Annotated in this window: 20 protein-coding genes, 2 tRNA genes and 1 pseudogene; 13 read left to right on the top strand and 10 right to left on the bottom strand. The window is 69.5% G+C overall.

Going from position 1 to position 19,807, the window contains the following annotated elements; all coding sequences use genetic code 11:
- Window positions 1-4 precede the first annotated feature (4 nt).
- Entirely contained in the window at window positions 5-328 is a 324-nt protein-coding gene (locus tag EO776_RS09085) for a hypothetical protein (protein WP_086216685.1), read from the bottom strand.
- Window positions 329-877: 549 nt separating this feature from the next.
- On the opposite strand from EO776_RS09085, the gene aspS reads away from it, so the two are divergent.
- The 3 genes from aspS to EO776_RS09070 all read left to right on the top strand — a co-directional run bounded on the left by aspS (window position 878) and on the right by EO776_RS09070 (window position 3,479).
- Window positions 878-2,182 carry an aspartate--tRNA(Asn) ligase gene (gene aspS, locus EO776_RS09080; protein WP_089308792.1) on the top strand — a complete coding sequence of 435 codons (1,305 nt, stop codon included), beginning with the start codon at window positions 878-880 and terminating at the stop codon, window positions 2,180-2,182.
- A 249-nt stretch (window positions 2,183-2,431) separates the two neighbouring features.
- On the top strand, window positions 2,432-2,746 hold the full coding sequence (locus EO776_RS09075) for a hypothetical protein (protein WP_129452394.1): 315 nt from the start codon (window positions 2,432-2,434) through the stop codon (window positions 2,744-2,746).
- 1 nt (window position 2,747) lies between these two features.
- Window positions 2,748-3,479 (top strand): DUF4382 domain-containing protein, encoded by a 732-nt coding sequence (locus EO776_RS09070; RefSeq protein ID WP_049932651.1) that lies wholly within the window; start codon window positions 2,748-2,750, stop codon window positions 3,477-3,479.
- A 282-nt stretch (window positions 3,480-3,761) separates the two neighbouring features.
- On the opposite strand, the gene EO776_RS09065 is transcribed toward EO776_RS09070, so the two are convergent.
- Entirely contained in the window at window positions 3,762-4,454 is a 693-nt protein-coding gene (locus EO776_RS09065; protein ID WP_094520618.1) for a VTT domain-containing protein, read from the bottom strand.
- A 70-nt stretch (window positions 4,455-4,524) separates the two neighbouring features.
- The gene (locus tag EO776_RS09060; RefSeq protein ID WP_049932608.1) at window positions 4,525-5,352 is read right to left on the bottom strand and encodes an NAD(+)/NADH kinase; all 828 of its coding nucleotides are present in this window, start codon (window positions 5,350-5,352) and stop codon (window positions 4,525-4,527) included.
- 147 nt (window positions 5,353-5,499) lie between these two features.
- Here EO776_RS09060 and EO776_RS09055 point away from each other — a divergent pair.
- A pseudogene (locus EO776_RS09055) lies at window positions 5,500-7,085 on the top strand (KaiC domain-containing protein).
- 206 nt (window positions 7,086-7,291) lie between these two features.
- Here EO776_RS09055 and EO776_RS19765 read toward each other — a convergent pair.
- The 3 genes from EO776_RS19765 to EO776_RS09040 form a co-directional block, all read right to left on the bottom strand.
- On the bottom strand, window positions 7,292-7,597 hold the full coding sequence (locus EO776_RS19765) for a transposase (RefSeq protein WP_394346129.1): 306 nt from the start codon (window positions 7,595-7,597) through the stop codon (window positions 7,292-7,294).
- A 455-nt stretch (window positions 7,598-8,052) separates the two neighbouring features.
- The gene (locus EO776_RS09045; RefSeq protein ID WP_222104437.1) at window positions 8,053-8,346 is read right to left on the bottom strand and encodes a helix-turn-helix domain-containing protein; all 294 of its coding nucleotides are present in this window, start codon (window positions 8,344-8,346) and stop codon (window positions 8,053-8,055) included.
- A gap of 346 nt (window positions 8,347-8,692) precedes the next feature.
- A tRNA-Gly gene (locus EO776_RS09040) sits at window positions 8,693-8,763 on the bottom strand.
- A 119-nt stretch (window positions 8,764-8,882) separates the two neighbouring features.
- Between EO776_RS09040 and EO776_RS09035 the strand changes: the two genes are divergently transcribed.
- A complete protein-coding gene (locus EO776_RS09035) occupies window positions 8,883-10,313 on the top strand; it encodes a M28 family metallopeptidase (RefSeq protein ID WP_049932611.1) in 1,431 nt (476 codons plus the stop codon).
- Window positions 10,314-10,346: 33 nt separating this feature from the next.
- On the opposite strand, the gene nadE is transcribed toward EO776_RS09035, so the two are convergent.
- The gene (gene nadE / locus EO776_RS09030) at window positions 10,347-11,336 is read right to left on the bottom strand and encodes an NAD(+) synthase (RefSeq protein WP_094519829.1); all 990 of its coding nucleotides are present in this window, start codon (window positions 11,334-11,336) and stop codon (window positions 10,347-10,349) included.
- Between the two features lie 421 nt (window positions 11,337-11,757).
- Between nadE and EO776_RS09025 the strand changes: the two genes are divergently transcribed.
- Window positions 11,758-12,291 carry an Rrf2 family transcriptional regulator gene (locus tag EO776_RS09025; protein ID WP_094519828.1) on the top strand — a complete coding sequence of 178 codons (534 nt, stop codon included), beginning with the start codon at window positions 11,758-11,760 and terminating at the stop codon, window positions 12,289-12,291.
- 47 nt (window positions 12,292-12,338) lie between these two features.
- Here EO776_RS09025 and truA read toward each other — a convergent pair whose 3' ends face one another.
- From truA to EO776_RS09010, 3 genes are all read right to left on the bottom strand, one after another.
- Window positions 12,339-13,256: a tRNA pseudouridine(38-40) synthase TruA gene (gene truA / locus EO776_RS09020; RefSeq protein ID WP_094519827.1), complete on the bottom strand. Its 918-nt coding sequence runs from the start codon at window positions 13,254-13,256 to the stop codon at window positions 12,339-12,341.
- A 22-nt stretch (window positions 13,257-13,278) separates the two neighbouring features.
- A complete protein-coding gene (locus EO776_RS09015; RefSeq protein WP_049932617.1) occupies window positions 13,279-13,803 on the bottom strand; it encodes a universal stress protein in 525 nt (174 codons plus the stop codon).
- A 63-nt stretch (window positions 13,804-13,866) separates the two neighbouring features.
- Window positions 13,867-14,067 carry a XapX domain-containing protein gene (locus EO776_RS09010; RefSeq protein ID WP_086216656.1) on the bottom strand — a complete coding sequence of 67 codons (201 nt, stop codon included), beginning with the start codon at window positions 14,065-14,067 and terminating at the stop codon, window positions 13,867-13,869.
- A 102-nt stretch (window positions 14,068-14,169) separates the two neighbouring features.
- Here EO776_RS09010 and EO776_RS09005 point away from each other — a divergent pair, with 102 nt between their 5' ends.
- The 7 genes from EO776_RS09005 to EO776_RS08975 all read left to right on the top strand — a co-directional run bounded on the left by EO776_RS09005 (window position 14,170) and on the right by EO776_RS08975 (window position 19,800).
- Complete coding sequence (locus tag EO776_RS09005; protein ID WP_129452393.1) at window positions 14,170-14,736, top strand: peptidylprolyl isomerase; 567 nt, start codon at window positions 14,170-14,172, stop codon at window positions 14,734-14,736.
- Window positions 14,737-14,829: 93 nt separating this feature from the next.
- Window positions 14,830-14,938: transfer RNA gene (locus EO776_RS09000), tRNA-Glu, on the top strand.
- A 106-nt stretch (window positions 14,939-15,044) separates the two neighbouring features.
- Window positions 15,045-16,268 carry a cystathionine gamma-synthase gene (locus EO776_RS08995; protein ID WP_049932623.1) on the top strand — a complete coding sequence of 408 codons (1,224 nt, stop codon included), beginning with the start codon at window positions 15,045-15,047 and terminating at the stop codon, window positions 16,266-16,268.
- Between the two features lie 80 nt (window positions 16,269-16,348).
- Window positions 16,349-17,296 carry a D-2-hydroxyacid dehydrogenase gene (locus EO776_RS08990; RefSeq protein WP_094519826.1) on the top strand — a complete coding sequence of 316 codons (948 nt, stop codon included), beginning with the start codon at window positions 16,349-16,351 and terminating at the stop codon, window positions 17,294-17,296.
- 195 nt (window positions 17,297-17,491) lie between these two features.
- The gene (locus EO776_RS08985) at window positions 17,492-18,490 is read left to right on the top strand and encodes a phosphate signaling complex PhoU family protein (protein ID WP_049932625.1); all 999 of its coding nucleotides are present in this window, start codon (window positions 17,492-17,494) and stop codon (window positions 18,488-18,490) included.
- A complete protein-coding gene (locus tag EO776_RS08980) occupies window positions 18,487-19,380 on the top strand; it encodes an alpha/beta hydrolase (RefSeq protein WP_094519825.1) in 894 nt (297 codons plus the stop codon). Before EO776_RS08985 ends, EO776_RS08980 begins: the two co-directional genes overlap by 4 nt.
- Window positions 19,381-19,416: 36 nt before the next feature.
- Window positions 19,417-19,800 (top strand): hypothetical protein, encoded by a 384-nt coding sequence (locus EO776_RS08975; protein WP_094495131.1) that lies wholly within the window; start codon window positions 19,417-19,419, stop codon window positions 19,798-19,800.
- Window positions 19,801-19,807: the final 7 nt, after the last annotated feature.

Genomic DNA, 19,807 nt, shown 5'->3' with positions numbered 1-19,807 from the left:
CCCGTCAGTCGGGGGGGTCGACCCGCTCGACGCGCTCGGGGTCGACGCCGAAGCCGTCGGCGAGGCGCTCGCGGACGCGATCGACGACGAACTCCTCGGCGTCCTCGTTGAGGCCCGCCTCCTCGCCGACCGCGAGGGTGGCGACCGCCTCGACCGTGGTGTCGTTGAGGCCGGGACGGAGGCCGGCGATCTCGATCTCCTCGACGCGGAGGCCGTCGATTCGCTCGATCTGTGCTCGTGCGCCGGCGACGAGGTCGCCGGTGGCCGCCTGCGAGACGCGGACGGTCACCGTGGCCTCGACCGACGGCGTGTGGATGGCTGCCGCCATACGCCCCCGCCGCGAGTCGAACGCGGTGCGGTCGGTCGGCCGCCCGGGGTCGCAACCCGGAACGCGACCGGTCCGCGGCCTCGAACGCGCCGGCGGCGAGGTCGCCGGCGGCAGCGCTCGCGAGAGCAACGGTCGTCCGGTTCGACCCGCGCGACGAACGCGGCGGCTGGAGAGAACGGGTGTGGTCCGTCCCGCGGGGAAACCTCCCCAGCCGACGCGCGTCACGCGGTCGGGCGGACGGACCGTGAGTTCGGAGCCGAATACCCGACCCCGATCCACCCGAGGGACGCGACGCTCACGGACCGCACGAGCGTCGGGAGGGTGGAACGGGTCATGGTCGGTCTCCGAGGCGCTGAATGCGCCGTCGTCCAACCCCAGTACCGGTTTCGTATTAAAATTATGTTAGTTATGCTACCTCATGACATGGCTAATTCGGTCCGGAAGCCGCCGATAATCCGCCGGAGCGGCCGCGGGCGACCCGTTCAGTCGCCCCCGAGACGACAGGCCTATGCCGGCCGCCCGACCAGTTGCGCGTAAGCAGCCACCGCCATGATCGAGCGAATTCACACGTCGGACGTCGAACCGGACGCGGACGAGGTCGCCATCGCCGGCCACGTCCACGAGATCCGCGACCTGGGGGGCCTCGTGTTCCTCATCGTGCGGGACCGCGAGGGGCTCATCCAGATCGTCTTCAAAGAGGAGCGCGAGCCGGAGCTGTTCGAGGCCGTTCAGGACGTCGGCGCCGAGGACGTTGTCCGCGTCGTCGGCGAACCGCTGGAGAGCGATCAGGCGCCCGGGGGCGTCGAGATCGCGCCGACCGAGTACGAGGTCATCGACGAGGCGGAGTCCCCGCTCCCGCTGGAGATCTCGAAGGACATCGAAGTCGACCTCTCGACCCGGCTCGACAACCGCGCGCTCGACCTCCGGAAGCCGGAGACGCTGGCGGTGTTCACTCTGCGCTCCGAGCTGATCACCGCGATGGAGGAGTGGTTCGAAGCCGAGGGGTACGTCGACATCAAGACGCCGCTGATCTCGAAGGGCGGCGCTGAGGGCGGCGCCGAGCTGTTCCCGATCCTCTACTACAACCAGGACGCGTTCCTCTCGCAGAGCCCCCAGCTGTACAAGCAGATGCTGATGGCCTCGGGCTACGAGGCCGTCTACGAGACGGGGACCGCGTTCCGCGCCGAGGACTTCGCCACCTCTCGCCACGTCTCCGAGATCGCGATGTTCGACGTGGAGCTGGCCTACATCGACGACCACGACGACGTGATGGACGTCCAAGAGGAGTCGCTGCGCTACGCGCTCCGCGAGGTCGCCGAGAACGCCGAGCGCGAACTCGACCTTCTCGACGTGGACCTGGAGGTCCCCGAGGACGACTTCCCGCGGATCACCTTCGACGAGGCGCTCGACATCCTCGAAACCGAGTTCGGCCACTTCCCCGACGACCCGACGGACCTCGACACGAAGGGCGAGAAGCTGCTCGGCGAGCACTTCGAGGAGCAGGGGCATCCGGCGTTCTTCGTCGTCGGCTACCCCGACGAGAAGTTCTACTACATGCAGGACGTGCCGGACGACGAGATCGCCTCCCGGAAGTTCGACCTCATCTACAAGGGCCAAGAGCTCTCCTCGGGCGGCCAGCGCGAACACGACGTCGAGCGCATGGTGGAGGTCATGGAGGCGGAGGGCGTCGAGACCGCGAACTTCGAGTTCTACATCGAGGCGCTGAGCTACGGCACGCCCCCCCACGGCGGCTACGGGCTCGGTATCGACCGCCTCGTCCAGAAGGTCGCCGACCTCGACAACATCAAGGAGGCGATCATGTTCCCGCGCGACCCCAACCGGCTGGAGCCGTAGTCGGTTCGAACGACGCCCACCCTGCCCGCCGCGCCCGCCGACTACGGTCCACGGCCGCGCCCCCGGTTACGATCCGCGGGCGCGTCGCCGATCTCGGCTGCCGGAGTTATCCTTTTATATACCACTCGCTGTTCAGGTCGATCTCCCGGTTTAGGCCGTCTTCTGCCGATTAAACCGAATTAAATCGGGCGTAATTCGGCTGAACGGCTTGGGGCATTAAACCGTGTAGCGCTCCGAGGATGAGTCGCAATGAACGCACTCCGAACGACGCTGCTCGTGGCGCTCGCCACGGTGGTACTGATCGGGACCGGCGCGGCCGCCGGTGCCGTCGCGGCGACGCCCGGCCCGGACAACGCCTCGGGCGACGCGGGCCCGCCGAGCGACCTCCCGGACCAAGTGCCGGACTTCGTCGGCGGGATCCTCGACAGCGTGAACGAGTTCCTCGGCGGCGGGGTCGATGATCTCGGCGAGACCGTGAGCGATATCGCCGGGAACGGCGCCGGCGAGGGCGACGGAACCGACGCGGAGAACGGGACGACCGCCGACGGAGCGGGGGGTGCGTGACGTGACTGACCGCGCGCCCGACCTCGACGCGCTCGACAGGCGCACTTACCTCAAGGCGACCGGCGCCGCCGCCCTCGGGGCGACGGGCCTCGCCGGCTGTGTCGGTCGCGCGACGGGAACGCTCGCGACGCAGGTGACCGACCAGCCCGCCGACATCGGCGACTTCGAGTCGCTCGTCGTCACCGTCGAGGGGTTCTGGCTCGGCCCGGAGGGCGCCGATCCGGAGGAAGGTGACGCTGACGGCGCGAACGAGACCGACCCGGACGACGGGAGCGACGACACCGACGCCGGCGGGAACGAGACCACCGACGGCAACGGGACCGACGACGAGGGGGACGCCGCCGAGGGTCGCGAGTACTTCGAGTTCGACGAGTCACAGGAGGCTGACCTCGTCGAACTCCAGAACGGCGAGACGCAGCTGATCGACGAGCGGGAGCTCCAGACGGGCGAGTACCCGTACCTCCAGCTCGACGTGTCGTCGGCCGACGGGACCCTCACCGACGGGAGCGACGCGGCCGTCGATCTCCCGGGTAACGCGCCGCTGAAGTTCAACGAGCAGTTCGAGATCCGCGAGAACGCGCGGACGACGTTCACCGCGGACTTCGCGCCGGTGCTGCGCGGGAACGGCCGCTACCTCCTCCGCCCGGTGCCGAGCGGGATCGAGGTGGAGTACGAGTCCGAGGCGTCGGAGGACGGTTCGAGCGGCGAGAACTCGACCGACGGCGACTCGTAGCGACGCCGCGCTCTCCCGGTCCCCCGTTGGAGTCGCGGCCGCGTCCGGCGCTCGCAGGGGCGAGCGCGGACCGCACCGCGGCTTCGGGGTCAGGGCTGGGTCGGTTCCCGGGATTCGGGGACCGGGGGAATGCGCGCGTCGCTGCGAGCGGTTCCCGACGCAGAGCACCCGTCTGCTGTCAGAGGCACACGGCCCGCACGACCGCCCGAGCGACGACACGCCCGGGCGGTCTTTTCGCTTTCTGCGATCCGTCCGCCGTATCGGCGCCCAGTGTCCGCCGAGTCAGACCGTCGTCGCGTCCGACCGGAGGAACGTCCGGTAGAGCGGTCCGGCGAGTATCAGCACGCCGACGGCGGCCATGCCGAGGACCACGGCCGGGTCGACGAGCGACCCGCCGCTCGCCGCAAGGCGGTCGAGCGAGACGCCGACGGCGACCCCGGCGAGGACCCACGGGAGTTCGCCGAACGCGGTACCGGCGATGAACGGCCGGACGCCGACGCCGGCGGCCGCGGCCCCGACCGTCACCGCGTCCGACGGGAGCGGCAGCAGGCGGGTCCCGGTCACGGCGCGCACGCTCCCTGACTCGGCCGCGAAGCGCTCGCCGGCGCGACAGAACCTGTCGGCGATTCCCGACGCGTCGCCCGCGTTGGCGCCGTCTCGGAGGCGGAATCTCCCCGCCCGGGCGAGCGCGTACGGGGGGAGCGCGGTGCCGACGACGAGCGCGAGCGCGAGCGGCGTCCCGGCCCAGCCGTACCCGAAGCCGACGGCGACGGCAAGCAGGGTCGTGGGCCACGCGAGGAGCGGCCTGACCGCCGCGAGCGCGACGATCGCGGCGCCGAACCGCAGCGGGTCTGTCGCGAGCCACCGGAGCCGCGAGAGCGCCGCCTCGGGGGAGACCGCGAGGGTCACTGCCGCCACCGCCGCGACGAGGACCCCGGCGACCGCGTACCGTCCGAGCGCCGACCGGCGATTCACGCTCCGGCGTCCGCGGGCGTCCGGTAAACGCTTTGTGGGTGCGTCCGGCCGCCGCCGGGCAGCCGCCGGCTCAGGACAGCTTGCCGAGCGCCTCGAAGAAGTCGGAGGGGGGACCGGCGATCCGTATCGGTGGCGCGGCGCGTTCGACGGTCACTTCGGTCGGCCCGTCGAGCGCCGCGGTGTCGCGTCCGTCGCTGACGACGGTCGCCCCCGCGTCGTCCGCGACCGCGACGGTTATGCTCGCGTCGGCGTCGACGACGAGCGGTGGCATCCCGTCCTCGGCGACCATCTCGTTGACGATCAGCCCGTTCACCTCGGGGTGGACGAGGGGCCCGCGCTCGGAGAGGTTGTACGCGGTCGACCCGGTCGGCGTGGCCACGAGGACCCCGTCTGCGTGCCCCCCGGCGTACCGCGACCCGTCGACCCGCACCTCGTAGTCGATCCCGCCGCCGGGGCCGCGTCGGTCGCCCTGAATCACCACCTCGTTCGCGGCCGGCGTCGACGTCCAGCCGCCGGCGCTGGCGGCGAGCCGCGGGGCTTCCCGGACGTCCAGCCCCCCGTTCCGGAACGCCCGGACCTCGGCGCGGAGCGCCGCCGCCGCGTCGGCGGGCGGGACCGCGTTGAGGAACCCGACCTCGCCGAGGTTCACCCCGACGATGGGGGTGTCGCCGGCGTTGCGCGCGACGAACAGGAACGTGCCGTCGCCGCCGACGGCGACGACCAGGTCGCAGTCGTCGAACGCGTCGACCGCCCGGGCGTCGTCGCCCGCGTCGAGCGCGGCGGCGGTCTCCGCGTCGAGCCAGACGCTCTCTCCTTCTTCGGTGACGATGTCTCGGAGAGTCGCCGCGAGCGACGCCGCCCGCTCGCTGCCCTTTCGCGCGACGATGCCCACTTCCATGCGGAAGCCATCCCTGTCCCCGGATAAAAGCGTGCGGACATCGGGGAGCCCGATCGAGTTCTCAACGCGCGGGAGTTCGCCGGAAAGTTTCAAGCCGCTCGGTCGCGTTGCTCGGCTCATGCCGAACCCCCACGGGCGGCGGAAACGATGAGCGAGGAGGACGATTGGTTCGAGCGCGCGCTGCGCGAGACCGACGAGGAGTCCGACGAGCGGCCGGTGGGCGACGCGGAGCGCGGATCCGACGGCGGGCCCGGGGAGTCGGATGATGCGCAAGAGCGGGATGACGCGCCGGACGAGCCGGAGGACGCGACGGCCGGACAGGAGAACGCGGCGGGCGAGCCGGAGGACGCGACGGGAGTACTGGACGAGTCCGACGCTCCCGGCGACGGGGGTGCGGAGCGGGAGTTCGACGACCCGGCGGTCGAACTCGGCGCATCGAGTGACGACGCCGAGCCCGCGGACCCCTTCGGCGGGAACCGCGGGGAATCGGACGCCGACGCGGGCGACGGGGACCCGTTCGGCGGTGCGACCGATGACGGCGAGGCGCGCTCCTCCGGCGACACGGCCGACGACGGTGACCCGTTCGGAGGGACCGACGAGCCGAGCGGCGACCGGTCCGGGGGCGACCGGTCCGGTGACGACTCGACGGCAGACGGCGTACCGGCGGACGCGTTCGGCGATGTCGGCGGCGGCGGAGAGTTCGGGTCGTTCGGTGCGGACGACCCCTTCGGCGGCGGGAGCGACGCCGGCGCGAGCGAAGCGAGCGCTCCCGACCCGGACGCCGGTTCCGGGGGCGGGACGGACTCGTTCGGTGCTGACGACCCCTTCGGCGGGAGCCGCGGGGCAGCGGGAGTAGCGGCGGTGCGGACGGCAGCGCGGGGGTGACGGCGGGGCGGCGGGGGCGCCGACCCGTTCGGCGGCTACCGCGGCGCGCGAGCGCCGGCGACGACGACTTCGGGTTCGGGGACCTCGGCGGCGAGGCGGGCGGCGGCGGAACGACCGACTTCGACGTCGACCCGGAGGAGTTCGAGTCGGAGATCGAGCGGACCGACATCGGGATCGAGGGGCTCGACGACATGATCCTCGGGGGCGTCCCCAGCCGGTCGCTGCTGTCGGTCATCGGCGGCGCCGGAACCGGGAAGACGACGTTCGCGCTCCAGTTCCTCAACCACGCGCTCGAATCGGGGGAGAAGGGGATCTACATCACGCTCGAACAGACCCGGGAGTCGATCCTCGACACGGCGGCCGAGAAGGGGTGGTCGTTCCGCGAGCACGCGGCCGAGGACCGCCTCGCGGTCGTCGCCATCGACCCGATCGAGATGGCCAACTCGCTGTCGTCGATCCGGAACGACCTCGTCCGGCTCATCGCCGAGTTCGAGGCGGACCGGCTGGTGCTCGACTCCGTCTCGCTGCTGGAGATGATGTACGACCACCCCGCGAAGCGCCGCTCGGAAGTGTTCGGCTTCACGCGCTCGCTCAAGGAGGCGGGCGTGACGACCCTGCTCACATCGGAGGCGAGCGAGGAGACGCAGTACGCGTCCAGACACGGGATCGTGGAGTACCTGACGGACGCCGTCTTCGTCCTCCAGTACGTCCGCGCGTCGGACTTCCGCGAGACGCGGCTCGCAGTCGAGATCCAGAAGATCCGCGACGCGAACCACTCCCGCGAGACGAAGCCGTACGACATCACCGACACCGGCATCTCAGTGTACGACCAGGCGAACATCTTCTGAGCGGCCCGGGCGACGAGGTATCTAAACCGACACGCGTCGCCGCGGCGATTGCTTATACATGTCCGGAGTACCGCGGTAGCGCGCGCCTCCGAGTGGCCGCACCGGCGGCCGCGAGGAGCGCGTGCGAGGGAGTCACTCGCCCGGAGCAACGCGGAGGGCGACTGACGAGGTCGGCGAGGGGCGCGGTGCGGGGGATCTCATAGTGGTTACGATAAATCTTTACCAGTAAGATACGGCCAGATATTTGGTTCGGTGATTGCGCTCAATCCTCGTGTCATGTAGTCTTTCAGCGTTGAGAGATCTGGAACAAGGCGGTACTTGAACCACTCTTGGAGCTGATCCCAACATCCTTCGACGGCGTTCAATTCGGGAAGCTTTGACGGGAAGTACCACACTTCAAGGTCGTCTCCACGCACGCACGAGACCGAACTGTCTCCGACAGTTTCGGTCTCTCGCTCACCGCTGACGTGTTCCCAGAGATCCCTCGCGTAGAAGTAGCCCGCTCGGTCCAGAAACCCACTAATTCATCACCAAACTCGTCTTTCAATGCCTCTAACAGCGAATTCCGTGGATCTGGTCAGTTCTCTTCCGTCCAGCAAAAGAGGCTGTCACCGTCGTCGGTGACAGCGCCCAGCACTGTCACCGACTTCCAAGACGTTGCGTCTCTATCGTCGGATTTGACCCGATTGGGTACCAGCCACGCCGCTGGACAGTTCCGACGTTTTGGTGAACTGATCGACGACAACGACCTTTTTTCGCTCAATTCGGGCTGTTTTTTTCGACTGTCTCTTGGAACTCGGCCTTCTCCTCGGGTCAGCTTCGTGGTGTCGGAGCCGTGCTGTCCGCAAGGACAGTCCGGCCTCTCTCAACAACTCGTACGCGTATTCTCGTGGTATTCGACGCCATACTCTTTTTTGACGTGGTGGAGCAAGAGCTTCGCGACCACGCTTGCTGGTCGTAGCCGAGTTCAGTCGGTGGCTGTTGTAGCTGTTCGAAAGCTGTTCACGCTCTTCTCCTGGATTTTTGCTGGTCTTCCTGGTCGAGGTGTGTCGTAGGGAGCTTGCTCGATCGGTTCTTTTTCGAACCGATCGAGCCAGTTGCGGATCGTTTTCTCGACGACGCCATGGCGTTCAGCAACGTTCCAAGTGATCGCCCTGTTTGCGTCCGATCGCCGCGAGAACACGTTCTCGGGCTTCCCTTCGTCGATCTGCCCTTTGAGTTCGTAGAGTTCCTCAAGCGTGACCCCGTCGAGCCGACTCATTACCAGCTCTACTACGCATAAAGGTAAATATTTTCTTTAATCACTATCAAAGGGGCAGCCGGGAGGACGACGCAGGCGACGCAAGCGCCGCAGGAACGAGCGAAGCGAGCGTGCGTCGTCCTCCCGGTTGGGACTTTGGAGGTGTTCACCGCAGATCCGCGGTCGGTTATTTTTAAACGAACGTGTGTATAAATGCGCTATAACCCGGGATCAGTGCCCGGAGAGGAAGTGATCGTTCGGTACGGGGCCAAACAGGAGAGTATCGGTGTTACCGTACTGCTTCAGTGACCCATTTCACGCTGTAGCGCCGCGGGAAATGCGGAAGACAGCCGCGTAAGCGTCCGGATGCACCGTCCGGGAATTGAACCCGGGCTATTAGCTTGGGAAGCTAATGTCCTACCACTGGACCAACGGTGCTCAAATCGAGATACCCGACCGTCCCACTTGAACGTAGCGTTTCACCGGGCGGGGCTCACTTCGCCGCCGCCCAGTGCCGCGAGCCACAGTCTTAAGCCGTCACCGACGGAGGCACGCCCATGGCCGAGGACGCAGCAACCGAGAGGCGAACCGACGCGGTCGACCGTGTGCGCGACCGCGCCGCGGAACTCGCCCCCGCGTTCGGATCGACGTGGACCGACGACGAGCCGTGGCGGTTCCTCACCGACCTCACGGCGATCGGGAGCCGGATGGCCGGCAGCGAGGGCGAGGCCCGGGGCGCCGACCTCGTCGCCGACGCCTTCGAGCGCGCGGGGCTCGCGGACGTTCGCACGGAGCCGTTCGACCTCCCGGCGTGGGAGCGCGGGTCGGCGTCGCTCGACGTGACCGTCTCCGGTCGGGGCGGCGAGCCGACCACGCGGTCGTTCGAAGCCCTCGCGCTCCCGTACTCGCCGGGGGGCAGCGTCTCGGGCGAACTCGTCGACGTTGGGTACGGCACCCCGGCGGAGATCGACGAGCGCGACGTGGCGGGCCGGATCGCGGTCGCTTCGACGACCACCCCGGAGGGCGGGCGGTTCGTCCATCGCATGGAGAAGTTCGGCTACGCGGTCGACGCGGGCGCGGTCGGCTTCGTGTTCGTCAACCACCTCGACGGGCAGCTGCCGCCGACCGGGTCGCTCACGTTCGGCGAGGAGGCCGAGGCGGTCGCGGTCGGCGTTTCGAAGGAGACCGGCGCGTGGCTCCGCGAGTACGCGGTCGGTGGCGGGGGGGCCGGACCGAGCGGCTCCGGCGCCGTCGCGCAGGCCGAGCTGTCGGTCGAGGCGTCGACGACGCCGGGCGAGAGCCGCAACGTGATCGGTCGCGCCGGTCCGGACACCGACGAGCGCGTCCTCCTGCTCGCTCACTACGACGCCCACGACATCGCGGAGGGGGCGCTCGACAACGGCTGCGGCATCGCGACGGTCGCGACCGCGGCCGAGATCATCGCGGGCGCCGACCTCCCGCTCGGCGTCGATGTCGTCGCGGTCGGCGCCGAGGAGGTCGGCCTGCTCGGCGCGGAACACCTCGCCGAGCGCGTGGATCTGGACTCCGTGAAGGGCGTGGTCAACGTCGACGGCGCGGGACGGTTCCGCGACCTGATCGCGCTCGCACACGCCTCCACGGCGGCCGCGTCGGTGGCCGAAGCGGTGTCGGCCGCGACGCGCCAGCCGATCGAGGTCGACGCGCAGCCGCACCCGTTCTCCGACCAGTGGCCGTTCGTGCGCCGCGGCGTACCGGCGCTCCAGCTCCACAGCGACTCCGGCGACCGCGGGCGCGGGTGGGGCCACACCCACGCGGACACCCGCGACAAGGTCGACGACCGGAACGTCCGCGAACACGCGATGCTGACCGCCCTGCTCGTCGCCGAGTTCGCGGCGCCCGAGCGCGACCTCCCCCGCCTCGACCGCGACGAACTCGTGACCGCCTTCCGCGAGGCCGACTTCGAGACGGGGATGCGCGCGGCCGACCTCTGGCCGAGCGACTGGGACTGAACGGGGCGGCGTAGGCCGGTCCCGACCGCTCGGTCACTCCATGTCCCCGTCCGGCGTCGGCGGCGGGAGTCGCTTGTGCGCCGTCGCGCGGTGGCGGGCGAGCAGGTCCGCGACGAGGTCGCGGTCGATCCCGGCGAGTACGGCGGTGGCGGAGCCCTCGCCGCCGTCGTCGTCCGCAGTTCGGTCGACCTCGGCGACGGTCGCCGCGATTCGCTCGGCGACCGACTCGGAGTCCAGTCCGCGGTCGACGCCGAGGTGGAGGACGGGGTCCACGACCTCGTAGGGCGCCCCGAGGTCGTCGGCGTCCCGCTGGCCCGGGAGGAACCCGGCCGTCGGTGGCTTCTCGACGACGAACTCCGGCACGTCGAGTTCGGCCGCGAGGGCACGGACGCCAGACTTGTACAGGTGTCCCAGCGGGAACACGTCGGCCGCGCCGTCACCGTGTTTCGTCAGGTAGCCTAAGAGCAGTTCGCTCCGGTTGGCGGTGCCGCAGACGAGGCGGTTCGTCGCGTTGGCGGCGAGGTAGGCGACGGTCATCCGGAGCCGAGCGACCGCGTTCCCCGATCGGACCGGTTCGTCGTGGAGGTCGAAGCGATCGGGGGCGACCGCGCCGAACTGCGCGAACAGCGGCTGGAGGTGAACCGTGTCGTGTTCGATACCCAGCGCCGCCGCGAGCGCCTCGGCGTCCCGTGCGTGGGGCGCGCCGACCTTGTTACACGGGAGTATCAGCCCGTACACGCGCTCGGGACCGAGCGCCTCCACGGCGAGCGCGGCGGTCACCGTCGAGTCGAGCCCGCCGCTCATGTTCACCACGACGCCGTCGGCGGCCGCGGCGTCGACCCGCTCGGCGAGGAACGACCGGACGCGGTCGCGTTCGACCGCGGGGTCCCGGTCCGGGAGCAGCGCGCGAGGCAGCGACTCGGAGCTCGGATCGGACCGAGTCACTTGTCGGGCACCCGCCTCCGCCGACCGACCGGCCGAGACGGCCCCGTCGGACTCGAACGCCGACTCGCGGTCAGCCATCGACGCCCTCCGCTCGGTCCCTCGTCCGCGTTCTCTGCCGATTTACACCGCCGGTGAGCCGTCGCGGAGTGACGGGGTGTCCCTGCGAGCGGTGACAAACGTCGCGTTGATTCGTCATCAGTCGCCCGCCGCTTCCGGCTTCGGCGGTAAATACTTGCGGTGTAGATAGTATAAGGAATTAGTACAAAGTTACTCTGAACGGCGCACAATCGACCATAATTACAAAAATAAAGAACTTCAACTGGGACAAGAATTAAAAATATTCGAGAATAGTATCTAGCGAGAGGTTGTTTTTCTGTTACCGCATATCTGAGGTAGTAATCGCAGTACTTTCCAGAAATAACACGTTTTAGTGGGTCTCGTAAGCATATAATGACGTTATATGCCAACATTTATCAGGAAGTTGCGCATCGAATTGTGTATGTCAGAAATCGAGTTGAGTTCAAGTCAAAGCCGGGTGCTCACTGCGCTCGTGAACCTTGCGGAAGGAGGGGACGACCCAGTACAGGGGCGAGAGATCGCTGACGCGATCGACCGCAACCCGGGGACGGTCCGGAACCGGATGGGTAGCCTCCGGACCCTCGGACTCGTCGAGGGCGTCGCCGGGCCGGACGGCGGATACATCCCGACCGACGGGGCGTACGACGCCCTCGACATCGAGCGGCTAGACGACGCCGCGACGACCCCGGTGGAGCGCGAGGGCATCCCCGTCGAGGACGTCACCGTCGCTGAGATAGACCTGTCGAGCGTCGCCAATCCGGAACTGTGTCGCGCCGAACTCGTGATCCGCGGTCCCGTCGGCCCGTTCGACGCGGGAGACCGCGTGACCGTCGGGCCGACGCCCGCCACCGGGCTGCGGCTCTCTGGCGTGGTCGACGCGACGAACGTCGACGGCAACACCCTGCTGGTCCGCGTCGACGGCATGGAGACGCCGGCGGGCGGATCGGCGGCCTGACGGCCGCGGCCTCGGCGGTCCGGATCGTCTCTCCACGGCCGCCGAGCTCACTCTTCCTCGGCGGCCGAGGACAGCCTGTCGCGGACCGCGCCGGTGGCGGCGGCGGCGTGACGCGCGTCGCGGTGTCGCTCGCCGAACGCGACCCGCGCGCTCCGGGCGGCCTCGCGGTCGACCTCGAACGTCACGTCGGGATAGCGCACGTCCCACAGCACGAGCGGTTCGGGCGGCGCGGGGCCGACCCCCCGCTCGCCGGGGATCGGGTCGGCGGCGAGCAGCCGTTCGATCCATGCGGGGTCGGCCGTTCCGCGACCCACGGCCCGGACCGCGGCGACGACCCGCCTGACGAGCGCCCGCGGGAACCCGTCCGTCGAGAGTTCGACGACGAGCGCGTCGCCCGCGCGGGCCGCCCGCGCGTCGAGGTCGCGGACCGTGCCAGTCTCGTCTGTCGTCAGGTTGTGGAAGTCGTGTTCGCCGTCGAACCGCGCGAGCGCGTCCCGGAGTCGGTCGTCGTCGACCGCGTGTTCGGGATCCGATCGCGCGGCGTCGGTCGAACCGCCCCCGTCGACCGCGGGGGCGTAGAGGTGGTACCGGTAGGTCCGGCGGACCGCGTCGTGCGTCGCGTGGAACTCCTCTCCGACGTCGGCGGCGGCCCACACGCGGACGGATCCCGGTAAGTGCCCGTTGAACGCGCGGGGGGTGAGCCACGTCGGCGCCTCGAAGGCGACGGTCTGGGCCACCGCCGAGACGCCGGCGTCGGTCCGCCCGGCCGCGGCGTAGCCGGGGGGCGTGGCGTGGGTCGCCCCGTCGCCGCGCTGGACGACGCCGTGGTCCGCGAGCGCTTCGAGGAGCGCGTCCGCCACCGTCTCGGCGTGCGGCTGTCGCTGGAAGCCGGCGTACTCTCGCCCGTCGTACGCGACCCGGAAGGCGCGCATGACGGTCTCGCGGCCGTTCGACGCGTCCGTCATGGGCGTTCGCTCGGCGCGGCCGTCACTGCCCGTCCGACGCTCCGCGTCCGCCCGTCGCGTCGCCGTCGTCGGCCGGCTCTCGATCCGCCTGATCCGCCGGCTCCCGATCCCCTTCGTCCGTCGGCTCGGTCATCGGAACGGTCACCACCGGTACCGACGCGACGCGGACGACCTTCTCGGTGACGCTCCCGAGGAGCAGCCGTCGGATCCCCTGTCGAGTGTGGCTCGGCATGACGACGAGGTCGGCGCCGTCCTCGATCGCGTTCTCGATGACGTCCAGCGGCTCGCCGCGGACGACGTCGCCGACCGTCTCGACGCCGGCTTCCTCCAGCTCCGCGGTCACAGCTTCCACCCGCTCCTCGGCCGCGTCGACGAGGCGGTCGGAGAACGCGCCCGTCCGCGGCCCGGCGAGCGTGTCGACCGCGGTGTCGGCGGCCGAGACGACGTGGACGGTCGCGCCGTATCGCTCGGCGAGGCTGGCCGCGTGCGGGATCGCGTCGTTCGCCTCGCCGCCGGGTGCGACGGGGAGGAGGATCTGGTCGTACATACGCGGTACTGCTCGCGCCCGCCGGAAAACGATACCGGCCGTCGGTGGTCCGGGGCGGGGACGTCACAGCCCGAGCGCGTCCAGCAGGTCGAACCCGACGCCGGCGTAGCCGACGAGCTTGAAACCGAGGTAGATGCCGACGATCGCCATCACGCCCGGCAGCTCCGGGGGCGCGGGGATCGGAACGCGGAGGAATGCGAACAGCGCGCCGACCGTCACCCCGACGACGAGCGCGGCGACGGTCAGGACCGCGGTCGAACTCATGTCGACGCGTCCGCGGCGTTCGCTTATAACTGCGGTGTTCGCGGCCGGGGACGACCCGCGCGGATGGGCAGGGTTTTCCGACGGGCGCCCTTCTCTGCGGACATGGCACGAGAGGTTTCCGATCCCGACAACCCGCAGGTGACGCTTCAGACCAACCACGGCGATATCGTCGTCGAGCTCTTCGCCGATCGCGCGCCGAAGACGGTCGAGAACTTCCTCGGGCTGGCGCGTCACGACCCCGCGGCCGACGCGGAGCCCGCGCCCGAGACGAACACGTGGGAGGACCCCAAGAGCGGCGAGGTCCGCGGCGACTCGCTGTACGAGGGCATCGTCTTCCACCGCGTCATCGACGACTTCATGATCCAAGGCGGCGACCCGATGGAGAACGGCCGCGGCGGTCCCGGCTACGAGTTCGACGACGAGTTCCACGACGACCTCACCCACGACGGACCCGGGATCCTGTCGATGGCGAACTCCGGCCCGAACACGAACGGCTCGCAGTTCTTCATCACGCTCGACGCGACCCCGCACCTCGACGGCAAGCACGCCGTCTTCGGGCATGTCATCGACGGGATGGACGTCGTCGAGGAGATCGGCGGCGTGCCGACCGGGCCCAACGACGACCCCCGCGAGGCCGTCGAGATCGAGCGCGTCGACGTCGACGAGTAACGGTTTCGCCTCCGCACCGACTGCGTGCGTCACCGTCGCACGCTGCGGGGAGTTGAGAAGAGTTAAATTGTCCCCGACGTAAGCATCGTTCACGCTCGGTTGGTGTAGTCCGGCCAATCATGTTGGCCTTTCGGCGGACGCGGCGCCTCGGCGCCGGTTCGGAAGTCAGCCGACGACCAGGGTTCAAATCCCTGACCGAGCATCCATCATCACCGCGAGCGGCGCGTCTCCTTCTCTGAGCGGCGCGTCGCTACCTCCCCGGCCGCCCGAATGGGAAGAATCACTTTCCTCGGCGACGACGCGTATCCATGAGCGATACACCCGAGAACGGCGGCGACGGCGACGACGCCGGTAGCGACCCTGACGCCGGCGCCCCCGACGAGCACCGGTTCGAGACCCTCGCGATCCACGCCGGACAGGAGCCCGACCCGGAGACGGGGGCGTTGATGACCCCGATCCACGCGAACTCCACCTACGAGCAGGACAGGCCGGGCGACCACCGCGGCTACGAGTACAGCCGGACCGGGAACCCGACGCGGAGCGACCTGGAGGCGAACCTCGCCTCGCTGGAGTCGGGCAGCCACGCGCGCTGTTTCTCCTCCGGCATGGGGGCGATCAACACCGTCCTCAACCTGCTTTCGGCTGGCGACCACGTCGTCGCCGGCGACGACGTGTACGGGGGGACCCACCGCATCCTCACGCAGGTGTACGACGAGTACGACATCGACACCACGTTCGTCGACACGACCGATCACGACGCGGTCCGGGCGGCGATGCGCGAGGAGACCGAGCTGGTTTGGGTCGAGACGCCGACGAACCCCCTGATGAACGTCAACGACATCGGCGCGCTCGCCGACATCGCCCACGAGGGCGACGCGCTCTGCGCGGTCGACAACACGTTCGCGACGCCGTACCTCCAGCGCCCGCTCGAACACGGCGCCGACATCGTCTCCCAGTCGCTGACGAAGTACCTCGGCGGGCACTCGGACACCATCGGCGGCGCCCTGATCGTCGACGACGAGGAACTGGACGAGCGGCTCGGCTTCTACCAGAACTCCGTCGGCGCGACGCCCGGCCCGTTCGACGCGTTCCTCGTCCTCCGCGGGACGAAGACGCTCCCCGTCCGGATGGACCGACACTGCGAGAACGCGATGGCGCTCGCGGAGTGGCTGGAGAGACACGACGCGGTCGAGCGCGTCTACTACCCCGGGTTGGAGTCGCACCCCGACCACGAGCTGGCGGCCGCGCAGATGGACGACTTCGGCGGCATGCTGTCGTTCGAGCTGGACGGCACCCTCGAAGAGGCGTCGACGGTCGTAAGCGAGACGGAGGTGTTCACCCTCGCGGAGTCGCTCGGCGGCGTCGAGAGCCTGATCGAGCAGCCCGCCGCGATGACCCACGCTGCCATCCCGCGTGAGGAGCGGATCGCGGCCGGGCTCACCGACGGCCTCATCCGGGTGTCGGTGGGGATCGAACACGTCGACGACATGAAGGCGGACCTCCGGGCGGCGTTCGACGCGGCGCTGTCGTAGCCCGCCCCGACGGGGTTCGGCGCTCCGCCGGTCACCGAGCGACTGACACCATTTTTATCGGTCCCGGCGAGACAGCCCCCATGAGCGATCCAGACGTCTTGGTGCTTCGACAGACGATCCACGGGCTGGGCCCCGACGAACTGGCGTCGGCGATCCGCGAGCGGCTCCCCGACGCGACGGTCGCGCGAGCGCGAACGCCCGCGGAGGAACTGGAGCTGATCCGGACGGCGCGGGTCGCCGTCGGGCTCAACGTCGACGAGGAGCTGCTCGCCGCCGCGGAGGAGCTGGAGCTGTTCGCCTGCGTGTTCGCGGGGACGGGCCACCTGCCGCGCGACCTGCTCGCGGACCACGGAATCGCCGTGACGAACGCTTCGGGCGTCCACGGGCCGAACATCGCCGAACACGTCGTCGGGTCGATGATCGCGCACGCGCGACAGTTCCACCGGGCGTACCGGCAGCAGACCCGCCGGGAGTGGCGCACCTACGAGACGACGGAGTTGTACGGCTCGACCGTCTCCGTGGTCGGGCTCGGCGCCATCGGCCGGGCCGTCGTCGACCGCTTAGAGGCGTTCGACGTCGACACCGTCGGCGTCCGCTACTCTCCGGAGAAGGGCGGGCCGACCGACGAGGTGTACGGATTCGACGAGTTTCACGAGGCCGTCACCGGGGCGGAGTACGTCGTCTTGGCCTGTCCACTCACGGAGACGACGCGGGGGCTGGTCGACGCCGACGCGCTCAGGACGATGCGGGCCGACGCCGTCCTCGTCAACATCGCTCGGGGGCCAATCGTCGACACGGACGCCCTGGTGACGGAGCTCCGGAACAACCGTATCCGCGGCGCGGCGCTGGACGTCACCGACCCGGAGCCGCTGCCGGAGGACCACCCGCTGTGGGGGCTGTCGAACGCGACGATCACGCCGCACAACGCCGGCCACACCCCCGAGTACTACGAACGCGTCGCGGATATCCTCGCCGACAACGTCGCGCGGTTGAACGCCGGCGACGAACTCCGTAACCGCGTGGTCTGAGACGACACCGAGAAAACACGCCGGTCGTATCCATACTGAAGTGTAGGTATATATAGTAAAATTACTTCTCTATTTATCGGCCCTAGGCATTCTCCACTGCCGTTTTGCGGACTATTTGACGACAGACGTCTCGCTCGTTGTTCGGCAGTATATATTTTGATCAAAATTAAGGTGTTCCGCTCCGGAGGGTCGGGTATGGAAACGCGGAAGGTCCAAGTCACCGGCGGCTCGACGTACACCGTCTCGATTCCGAAGACGTGGGCGACTGAGAACGACGTCGAGGCCGGGACGGAGATCGAGTTCCACCCCGACGGCGACTCCCTGTTTCTCACCCCGCGGTCGGAGGACGAGCGGATGCGGGGGACGCTCGACATCGCGGACCTGTCCGGGCAGGCACTCCAGCGGGCGGTGACGACGATGTACGTCAGCGGCTTCGACGTCATCGAACTGGAGGCGGCCGAGATCACCACCGAGCAGCGCTCGACGATCCGCGACGCGGTCCAGAGTCTCGTCGGCCTAGAGGTGTTAGAGGAGACGCGGGACCGCGTCGTCGTCCAGGACCTCCTCGACTCCTCCGAGCTTTCGATCCACAACGCGGTCACGCGGATGCGGCTGATCTCGCTGTCGATGCTCGAAGACGCGATCACCGCGCTCGCCGACCGCGACCACGACCTCGCGCGCGACGTGATCGGCCGCGACGACGACCTCGACCGGCTGTGGCTCGTGGTCTCGCGGATCTTCCGCGCGACGCTGCGAACGCCGAAGGCGGCCGAGGAGCTCGGGCTCCCCCGCGAGGAGTGTTTCGACTACCACTCCAGCGCTCGCCAGTTAGAGCGGATCGGCGACCACGCGACGAAGATCGCGCACCTGACCCTGAACATCGAGGACCCGCTTCCCGACGACGTCGTGGAGGCGGTGAACGACCTCCACGGCGACGCGGTCGACGTGATCGACACCGCGATGGACGCGCTGTTCGACGACGACACCGAGGCGGCTACCCGACGAGCGAACGAGGCGAGAACCGGCGTCAGAGCGATCGACGAGCGCGTCAGGTCCATCGACGAGGTCCTCCGCGACCTCGACCCCACCCGCGCGCAACTGCTCGGGCTCGTCGTCGACTCGGTCCTCCGGTCAGCCGACTACGGCGGGAACATCGCCGAGACGGCCCTCCAGAAGGCCGCGCCGACGCCGTGAGGGAAGCGGAGGGGATCGCTCACCGACTCCCCGGACCCCGGCGGCTCGCGGTCGCCGGCGGTGCGATCGTCCTCTTCGTCGCGATCGTCGGCGGCAGCGCCGCCGCGTACTTCGCCGCCGGTATGGGACCGGACGCGGACGCGGTTGCGGCGGTCGAGGCGGACCCGGACATAACCGTCGACCGGACGGCGGTCGGGACCGCGGTCCGCGACGGACCGGTGACGGCGTCGACCGTCGGACTCGTTTACTACCCCGGCGCGCGGGTGGCTCACGAGAGCTACGTCCCCACCGCCGCCGAGATCGTCGCCGCGTCCGACCGGGTCGCGCTCGTCGTCGTGGTGGACGCTCCCCTCAACCTCGCCGTCCTCGCGCCGGACCGTGCCGATCGCGTGCGCGAGCGTCACCCGGAGGTCGGCGTCTGGGCCGTCGGCGGCCACTCGCTCGGCGGTGCCATGGCCTGCCGGCACGCCGCCGAGAACGCCGCGGCCTACGAGGCGCTCGTCCTCCACGCCGCGTACTGCGACCGCGACGTCTCCGACAGCGGCCTCGACGTGCTCTCGGTGCTCGGCGGCGCGGACGGCGTGATCGACGCCGAACGGGAGCGCGCGTCGCGGGCGAACCTCCCGGCGGACGCGCGGATCGTGAAACTCGACGGCGTCAACCACGCCGGGTTCGGGGCCTACGGCCCGCAGCGCGGCGACGGTCCCGCGTCGCTGTCGCCCGACGCCAGCCGGGAGGCGGTCGGGAACGCGACCGGGACGTGGCTCTCGGAAGGGGGCGCGGCGACCCGCAGTGTCGAGCCGCGACTAGTTCCGGACCGCGGCGCGTGGTCGGTCGCCGACCTTGGCCCGCGGTCGCCCGGTTCCGCCGTGCTCGTCGTTGCCGGGTGAGCGGGTTTTTTGAGCGCGCTCCCCCGAGGGGATCCCATGCCAGAGATCGAACTCGGCGTGCCGAGGGGCGTCATCGAGTCGCTTCCGGAGGAGGAGGGGACCGCCGAGCAGGACATGCGGCGCGCCATCGCGGGGATCCAGTCGCGACTGAACGAGGCGCTCGACGAGGCCGACCCCGACGAGGCAGCCGAGGTCGTCGCCGACGCGGTCGAGCGCATGGAGTCGCAGGCGAGCACCTACCACGAGTTCGTCCCGGAACTCCGCGCGTGGGGGCAGTCGCCGATCTACGCGATCGCGTGGCGGAACCTCTACCTCGAGCTCATCGGCCAGCTGTACGACCACGAGTGGCTTGCCGACGACCTCGACCGGGAGCGGAACTTCCGGCTGGTCGAGGACGGGATTCGCCTCTCCGACCTGTGACCAAGCG

Origin of the sequence: Halorubrum ezzemoulense (assembly GCF_004126515.1) — an archaeon.
Taxonomy (GTDB): Archaea; Halobacteriota; Halobacteria; order Halobacteriales; family Haloferacaceae; genus Halorubrum; species Halorubrum ezzemoulense.
This window is presented reverse-complemented; position numbering and strand designations above follow the sequence as displayed.

Coding starts and splice junctions, on each gene's coding strand:
- EO776_RS09045 (WP_222104437.1), bottom strand. CDS start 8,346: ATGAGTCGGCTCGACGGGGTCACGCTTGAGGAACTCTACGAACTCAAA.
- EO776_RS09060 (WP_049932608.1), bottom strand. CDS start 5,352: ATGGAAGTGGGCATCGTCGCGCGAAAGGGCAGCGAGCGGGCGGCGTCG.
- EO776_RS09025 (WP_094519828.1), top strand. CDS start 11,758: ATGTCAGAAATCGAGTTGAGTTCAAGTCAAAGCCGGGTGCTCACTGCG.
- EO776_RS09075 (WP_129452394.1), top strand. CDS start 2,432: ATGAACGCACTCCGAACGACGCTGCTCGTGGCGCTCGCCACGGTGGTA.
- EO776_RS09085 (WP_086216685.1), bottom strand. CDS start 328: ATGGCGGCAGCCATCCACACGCCGTCGGTCGAGGCCACGGTGACCGTC.
- EO776_RS09010 (WP_086216656.1), bottom strand. CDS start 14,067: ATGAGTTCGACCGCGGTCCTGACCGTCGCCGCGCTCGTCGTCGGGGTG.
- EO776_RS08985 (WP_049932625.1), top strand. CDS start 17,492: ATGGAAACGCGGAAGGTCCAAGTCACCGGCGGCTCGACGTACACCGTC.
- nadE (WP_094519829.1), bottom strand. CDS start 11,336: ATGGCTGACCGCGAGTCGGCGTTCGAGTCCGACGGGGCCGTCTCGGCC.
- EO776_RS09005 (WP_129452393.1), top strand. CDS start 14,170: ATGGCACGAGAGGTTTCCGATCCCGACAACCCGCAGGTGACGCTTCAG.
- EO776_RS08990 (WP_094519826.1), top strand. CDS start 16,349: ATGAGCGATCCAGACGTCTTGGTGCTTCGACAGACGATCCACGGGCTG.
- EO776_RS08995 (WP_049932623.1), top strand. CDS start 15,045: ATGAGCGATACACCCGAGAACGGCGGCGACGGCGACGACGCCGGTAGC.
- EO776_RS09015 (WP_049932617.1), bottom strand. CDS start 13,803: ATGTACGACCAGATCCTCCTCCCCGTCGCACCCGGCGGCGAGGCGAAC.
- truA (WP_094519827.1), bottom strand. CDS start 13,256: ATGACGGACGCGTCGAACGGCCGCGAGACCGTCATGCGCGCCTTCCGG.
- EO776_RS08975 (WP_094495131.1), top strand. CDS start 19,417: ATGCCAGAGATCGAACTCGGCGTGCCGAGGGGCGTCATCGAGTCGCTT.
- aspS (WP_089308792.1), top strand. CDS start 878: ATGATCGAGCGAATTCACACGTCGGACGTCGAACCGGACGCGGACGAG.
- EO776_RS09035 (WP_049932611.1), top strand. CDS start 8,883: ATGGCCGAGGACGCAGCAACCGAGAGGCGAACCGACGCGGTCGACCGT.